Consider the following 6,478-nt stretch of genomic DNA (forward strand, 5'->3'; position numbering starts at 1 on the left):
GAATAGCGGCCAATAGGCCAAGCGCTGTTGCAAACAAGGCTTCAGCAATACCCGGCGCAACAACGGCCAAATTTGTACTTTTGGACGCAGCGATTGATTGGAACGAATTCATAATGCCCCAAACCGTACCGAACAGGCCAACAAACGGGGAAGCTGAGCCAACCGTTGCGAGAAACGTTAAACGCGATTCAAGCTTATCGCTTTCTCGACCGATGGTGAGGTCTAACACTTTGTCCAAACGTTGCTGCACACCAAGATAAGAAGATGCGCCTTGCTCGTGGCTGCGCTTCCATTCTTTCATCGCCGCAACAAACACCGAAGCCATGCCACGGGTGTCTGTGTCATTGAGCTGCTGATAGAGTTCTTCCAGGCTTTGGCCGGACCAAAAATTCTTTTCGAACCGGTTCATTTCGCGCCGTGAACGGTCATACAGCATGGTTTTATCGACAATGATTGCCCAACTCCACACAGAGGCGACGAGCAAGCCAATCATGACCGATTTAACAACCCAATCGGCAGCCCAAAACAAAGCAAACAGTGAAAAGTCTACTTCAGCGGCTGCACTGGCGAGTTCTACTTCCATTTATCTTCCCCTAAATTGCCAACCCCCGTTTCACCGCGCAGTTGGCCCATCCACTCGACATGCCGCTCAATTTTGTCAAATTTAAGAGCGCAATTGCCGAATAAGCCTACAAATTGCCTTATAGCGACCCATAGGCTGATCCGGTAATTTTAGGGTTAATGAATTGTTGCTGAATTGAAGATGAACGATTTATCTACTCAAGCGCATTTCTAATAGATTGTGGCAATCGGGTCGGTTTTCCGTCCGTTTTGATCGCTACAGCGACCACTTTGGCTTGTGTGATCACATCCCCGCCTCGCCGCATAACCTGTTCAATGGTCAAGCGCGAGCCCTTCATTTCAATCACTTGAGAACTTACCTCAAGCAAATCATCAATATGGGCAGCTTGCAAATACTCGATGTTTAACGACCGCACCGCAAAGGCAACCCCGTTTTCCGCCAGCAGAGTTTCGTGGTGCACATTGTGCGCCCGCAACAATTCCGTGCGGGCCCGCTCAAAGAACTTCAAGTAAGCCGCGTGGTAAACATTGCCCGAGAAATCTGTATCCTCATAATAAACGCGCACCGGAAACAGATGCGCGCCATCGCTGGTGAGTTGCCCACCAAACTGATAATTCTGATTGTCCACGCTAGTTTACAACCCTTGCACACGTCATATCGCCAACCCCTTCGCATGGGGCAAATGTCACAATTTCGCTTTCGCTATCATCGTCAAACACCACCTGCACAGATAGTGTTTTTACGCTTTGTGAAGGTTGACGCATTGCTGTGGCTTCCCAGCCGGCATCACTTGGAATGGCAAACGGAATGGCTGGAATGCATCTCACCAAAGGAAAAGTTTGATCAAGCGCATCCGAATTCAACGAATAGCGCACCTCTTTCATCCGACAGCGAAGGGTCACCAACGCGCTAAAATAAATCCATTGATGCCCATCATATTCGCGAAACGAAACCCAGCCCGAACTTTTGTTCGCATCCAGCATCATCTTATACATTGATAAATCAGGCAACTCTTGCGCAGATGCCGTTGCAGGACCAAGCCCCATTAGCAGCCCCAGTGCCAACAAAAGTTTTTTCATATTACCCTCCCCGAAACCAAATTATTCGTCCAATATAACATGCATGGGCGCTTGGGGCAGGTCAATGAACTGGGCGCGCAATGGGCCGGGTTTCAAATCAACTTGTGCCAACGCCTCAGGGGTCGCTTCAATCCACCGATAGAAATACGAATTACCGCCATCCTCGTGACTATGGCAATCCTTTCCAATTACAAATGGAATATTCTTGGGCCGCTCAACCTCAAAATAGAATGCCAATTCATGAAACCGTTCATCATCCAGCGTAAAGAAACTCTCCGCAATAATTAGCGGGCTGCGAACATTGATGTTCGCGTTTAACTCCTCCGCCAATTCACGTTGCAACGCCTCAGCACTCAGCTCACCACGCTTAATTCGACCGCCAGGCAAGAAGCTGAAATCGATCCCCCGCTCATTATCACAAAGGATGTGCCCCTTATGCTTGATGATCGCAGCACATCGCACGTTAAAGCGCTCGCCCGGTGACCTGAAACTTAAATCAATGCCCATCGCCTCAATACTCCGGGTCAACAACCGTGTGATGTTCAAACCCATCAGGCAGCGTCAGCAATCGGGTGCGCATGGCAAGAGGGTGCAGGTTGACGCGGCACAAGTGATTAGCAGTATAGGGCACCCATTCAAAGCTTAGGGCCTTGCCGTCATCTTCGCCAAATTGACAGACACCTTGAGTTACAAATGCAACATGAGCAGGCGGTTCAACTTCATAATAAAACGCAAATTCATGGAACTTCTTGCCATAGCGCCAGAAGAAATTTTCAATAATATATTTGAGCTGCGGCCCTTCGATTTGGGCGTTTAGCTCTTCGTTCATTTCCCGATGGATAGCATCCAACGAGCTTTCGCCCCGCTGAATGCGGCCACCAGGCAAGCACACAAAGTCATCATCATCTTCGCGCACCACCAACACATGCCCATCACGCCGGATAATCCCCACGGCGCGCACATTGACCCGGTTCTGGCCCTCGTCAAAGGTGAGATTACTCATACAAATATGCCCCTAAAAATGATGCTTCAATACAACTCAATCAGGTTGATCTCTGGCGGCACGCCAAATCGAACAGGTAATATAGAACACCCTAGCCCGCCCGAGACAAGCAGATCTGAGCCATTTTCTTGAATATGACCATATGCATATTTGTTGCCAAACTTCGAAGGTACAACTGGCGAATAGCTCCCGAACCGAATTTGCCCGCCATGAGTATGACCACTCAAAGTCAACGCCACGTGATCTGGAACGCGCGGAAAAATGTCCGGTTCATGGGCCATGAGAATAACAGGGGCATCATCATTGATCTGAGCAAGAGTACCATCCAGATCATCCAGTCCAACATGTTTGCCCCGGGTTAGTCCTTTGTTGGGTTGCAAAGCCCATTGATCGGCCAACCCGGCCAGCCAAAAGCCCTTGCGATCTTTTTCTAGACGAACTGTATGATTTTCATAGACCGCAATGCCAACCGCCTTAAGCGCTTCACCAACCGCGGTTGGACCTTTGCCACGTTTTTGTGCAGCTTCATCTTCCCACCAATCATGGTTACCCAAAATGGCATGTACACCCAATGGCGCGTTCAGTCTGCTCAATGCCTGTGCCAATTCACTATTCGGCAGACTGGAAAACACAAGGTTCATGCCAGACAAGTAGTCACCCAACAGAACAATAATGTCAGCATTGAGCGAATTGGCGCGGTCCACAACCTGTTTTATCCGACGCGCATTCATCCATGGTTCGCATGCATGAAAATCGGCTAACGCTGCGATCCTAAGTGGCGGACCATTATGCCACTGGCGCGGCGACAATCGATTATGGGTAACCCTTAATCTCACTAAAGGCTCCAAGCCAAATGCATAGCCAACAACCCCAATACCGCCAGCCATGGCTGCACCAAACAGCTCCAAGAATTTTCTGCGTGAAATCACAAAGGCCCTTTCAGAATTCTGGCGCAATCTGCACACACATTCTGGCGCAATTCGGGCGGATTATTCTTCGCTTCCCTCTTCTTCAAACAAGCTGGCTTGAACCCCCAAGAACCCTTGGGGCACGCCCATGCCCATGTGCTGAAACGCCATTGCGGTTAGCATGCGCCCGCGCGGGGTGCGTTGAATGAAGCCTTGTTGAATGAGATAAGGCTCAATAATTTCCTCAACCGCATCGCGCGGTTCCGACAGTGCAGCAGCAATGGTTTCAATGCCCACCGGGCCACCACTGTAGTTTGTGGCAATCGTGCCCAAATAGCGCCGATCCACCTGATCAAGGCCCTTTTTGTCCACGTCCAATCGCCCTAGCGCTTTGTCGGCCACAGCGGCGGTGATTTCGTCCACGTCGTCAACCTGCGCAAAGTCCGCCACCCGACGCAGCAAGCGCCCCGCGATCCGTGGCGTTCCTCGAGAACGACGGGCAATTTCCATTGCCCCATCTTCGCTCATGCCAATGCCCATCAAGCGCGCGCCACGGCGCACAATTTTTACCAGTTCTTCTGGGGTATAGAATTGCAACCGCACTGGAATGCCAAATCGATCCCGCAACGGTGTGGTCAACAGCCCTGCCCGCGTGGTCGCGGCCACCAGAGTGAACTTGGCCAAATCAATCCGCACCGAACGTGCGGCAGGGCCTTCGCCAATAATCAAATCCAGTTGAAAATCTTCCATCGCCGGATAGAGCACCTCTTCAACCTGCGGGTTGAGGCGGTGAATTTCATCGATAAACAGCACGTCGCGTTCTTCAAGATTGGTCAGCAATGCCGCCAAATCCCCCGCCTTGGTGATCACTGGACCAGAGGTTGCGCGAAACCCAACGCCCAACTCTTTCGCCACAATTTGCGCCAAGGTTGTTTTGCCCAAGCCTGGGGGCCCAACGAACAGCACGTGATCGAGCGCCGAACCACGCTTTTTCGCCGCGTCGATGAACACTTGTAAATTGTCCCGCGCCTTTTCTTGCCCAACGAAATCATTGAACAAAGAGGGGCGTAGACTAACGTCAATCTCGCCATCACGGCCCGCGGTGCTATCGGTTATGTCCGTCATAAATTACCTATTGTCATTCGTTTTAGGCGAATGTTTCGCACCGCCAATGATCCAGCATACATGCGCCCAAAGGAACGAAATGGCTGCACCTAAGAAGCCACCTAGTGCAACGCCCAACACCAATTCACCTACATTTGCCGCACTCAAGTCCGTGCCCATAAGGAAGTATAAGACCCCAATCAGCGATACCCCATAAATGCCACCCGCCATAACTGCACGGCGCACAAATATCTGGCGCAGCAACAAGAAGCCTTTGTTCACACCAAGGGCGTATGAGCCAAGCGAGACAAGACTAAACGGCACCCCAAACACGCCAATCACCAGCGCTGTACCAAAAAGCCGCGCCACCTGCATCCAATAGCCGCCAACGGTTGGGTTAGTGATTGCGTTCCATAGGTCCGAAAACCCGAACATCAACATCACAAATAGCGCACTGCCGATTGGCCCAACCACAGCACTCACCCAAACAAACCGCGCCGCATCATTTTGCGGTTTCTTTTCCTCAGGCTCCGGCTTGCGCTTTTGCGACGGATCAAATTTTAGAACGTTATTCAACTGCTCAACTCCTTAAGCCCCATGCGGATGAGTTTTTCGGTGGAGACATCATCACCCTCTTTAGCGACGATGCGCGCCAGCGCGGATGAAGCTTGCATTTGCGAATAGCCCAAATTGGTGAGGGCTGATACCGCATCGGCCACATTGCTTGTGGCCACCCCTTCGCCAATCGCTTCTTGTAAACCTTGCACGCCCGCATCCACCGCGCCCATGGCGGGGATTTTGCCTTTGAGTTCGGTCACGATGCGCTGCGCCACCTTTGGGCCAACGCCCGGCGCGCGGCCAACCATAACTTTGTCTTGCAAGGCAATGGCGCTTGAAATTTCTGAAACCGTGAGGGTGGATAAGATCGCCAGCGCCACCTTTGCGCCAACGCCCTGCACTTTCATCAACAGCAGAAACCATTGCTTTTCTGACTGAGTGCCAAAGCCAAACAGCTTGAGCTGGTCTTCGCGCACATAGGTTTCAATGAACAATGTGGTGGCTTCGCCAACGCTGGGGAGATTACCCAAAGTGCGACCCGAGCAATGGCAAACGTAGCAAACGCCGTTCACATCAATCAGCACGCTATCATCTTCAAGTGCCTCAACAAGGCCTTTTAGTTTGCCAATCATTTATGCACTCGCTTTTTGATTTAAGGTGCCGCGATGGTGCGCGTGGGTTATCGCGATCGCTAACGCATCTGCCGCATCTGCGCTTTCAAACTTTGCCGTGGGCAGCAAGATATTGATCATCAATTGCACTTGGTTTTTATCCGCATGACCCGCGCCAACCACTGATTTTTTGACCTTATTGGCCGAATATTCCCCCACCCGCAATCCGCAGGTTGCCGGGGTCATCAAACACACGCCACGTGCTTGGCCCAACAAAAGGGCAGAGCGCGGCCCCGCATTGACAAATGTTTCTTCAACCGCCGCCTCATCTGGGCGGTGCAAAGCGATCAGATCCTTGATCCCATTGTAAAGCGCCAGCAAGCGTTCAGGCAGTTCGTCTTTTACCGGCGGTTGCACCACGCCGGAGGCCACATAAGTTAGCCGATTGCCGGTTTGATCGATAATGCCCCAACCCGTGTTCCTAAGGCCAGGATCGATTCCCAAAATTCTAATGGTTGAATTGCTCATCATCACCGCGCCAGAAAGAAAAAGAGGTGCAGTTGCCCGCACCTCTTTCTTTGAACATGTTCTTGTTCTGTACGCAAGTATTGCGCGCGAATTAGTGGTTGGCG

The 6,478-nt window shown here is 51.4% G+C and carries 10 protein-coding genes; all 10 read right to left on the reverse strand.

The window, feature by feature from the left end:
• On the reverse strand, positions 1 to 583 hold a 583-nt coding region (gene tolQ / locus Q0231_RS14145; RefSeq protein WP_299348385.1), incomplete at its 3' end, for a protein TolQ.
• 193 nt (positions 584 to 776) lie between these two features.
• Positions 777 to 1,211, reverse strand: coding sequence for a tol-pal system-associated acyl-CoA thioesterase (ybgC, locus tag Q0231_RS14150; protein WP_269394833.1), 435 nt, complete (start codon positions 1,209 to 1,211; stop codon positions 777 to 779).
• 1 nt (position 1,212) lies between these two features.
• The gene (locus Q0231_RS14155) at positions 1,213 to 1,662 is read right to left on the reverse strand and encodes a hypothetical protein (protein WP_299348388.1); all 450 of its coding nucleotides are present in this window, start codon (positions 1,660 to 1,662) and stop codon (positions 1,213 to 1,215) included.
• Between the two features lie 21 nt (positions 1,663 to 1,683).
• Positions 1,684 to 2,169 carry an NUDIX domain-containing protein gene (locus Q0231_RS14160; RefSeq protein WP_299348391.1) on the reverse strand — a complete coding sequence of 162 codons (486 nt, stop codon included), beginning with the start codon at positions 2,167 to 2,169 and terminating at the stop codon, positions 1,684 to 1,686.
• 4 nt (positions 2,170 to 2,173) lie between these two features.
• Positions 2,174 to 2,665 carry an NUDIX domain-containing protein gene (locus Q0231_RS14165; protein ID WP_299348394.1) on the reverse strand — a complete coding sequence of 164 codons (492 nt, stop codon included), beginning with the start codon at positions 2,663 to 2,665 and terminating at the stop codon, positions 2,174 to 2,176.
• Positions 2,666 to 2,691: 26 nt separating this feature from the next.
• Complete coding sequence (locus Q0231_RS14170) at positions 2,692 to 3,594, reverse strand: metallophosphoesterase (RefSeq protein WP_299348396.1); 903 nt, start codon at positions 3,592 to 3,594, stop codon at positions 2,692 to 2,694.
• Positions 3,595 to 3,654: 60 nt separating this feature from the next.
• Complete coding sequence (gene ruvB, locus Q0231_RS14175) at positions 3,655 to 4,698, reverse strand: Holliday junction branch migration DNA helicase RuvB (RefSeq protein WP_269394838.1); 1,044 nt, start codon at positions 4,696 to 4,698, stop codon at positions 3,655 to 3,657.
• A gap of 3 nt (positions 4,699 to 4,701) precedes the next feature.
• A complete protein-coding gene (locus Q0231_RS14180; protein ID WP_299348399.1) occupies positions 4,702 to 5,253 on the reverse strand; it encodes a hypothetical protein in 552 nt (183 codons plus the stop codon).
• Complete coding sequence (gene ruvA, locus Q0231_RS14185) at positions 5,250 to 5,867, reverse strand: Holliday junction branch migration protein RuvA (RefSeq protein ID WP_269394840.1); 618 nt, start codon at positions 5,865 to 5,867, stop codon at positions 5,250 to 5,252. Before ruvA ends, Q0231_RS14180 begins: the two co-directional genes overlap by 4 nt.
• The gene (ruvC, locus tag Q0231_RS14190; protein WP_269394841.1) at positions 5,868 to 6,374 is read right to left on the reverse strand and encodes a crossover junction endodeoxyribonuclease RuvC; all 507 of its coding nucleotides are present in this window, start codon (positions 6,372 to 6,374) and stop codon (positions 5,868 to 5,870) included. It lies immediately after the preceding gene.
• Between the last annotated feature and the right edge of the window lie 104 nt (positions 6,375 to 6,478).

Source organism: uncultured Maritalea sp., assembly GCF_937139385.1.
GTDB classification, from domain to species: domain Bacteria; phylum Pseudomonadota; class Alphaproteobacteria; order Rhizobiales; family Devosiaceae; genus Maritalea; species Maritalea porphyrae_A.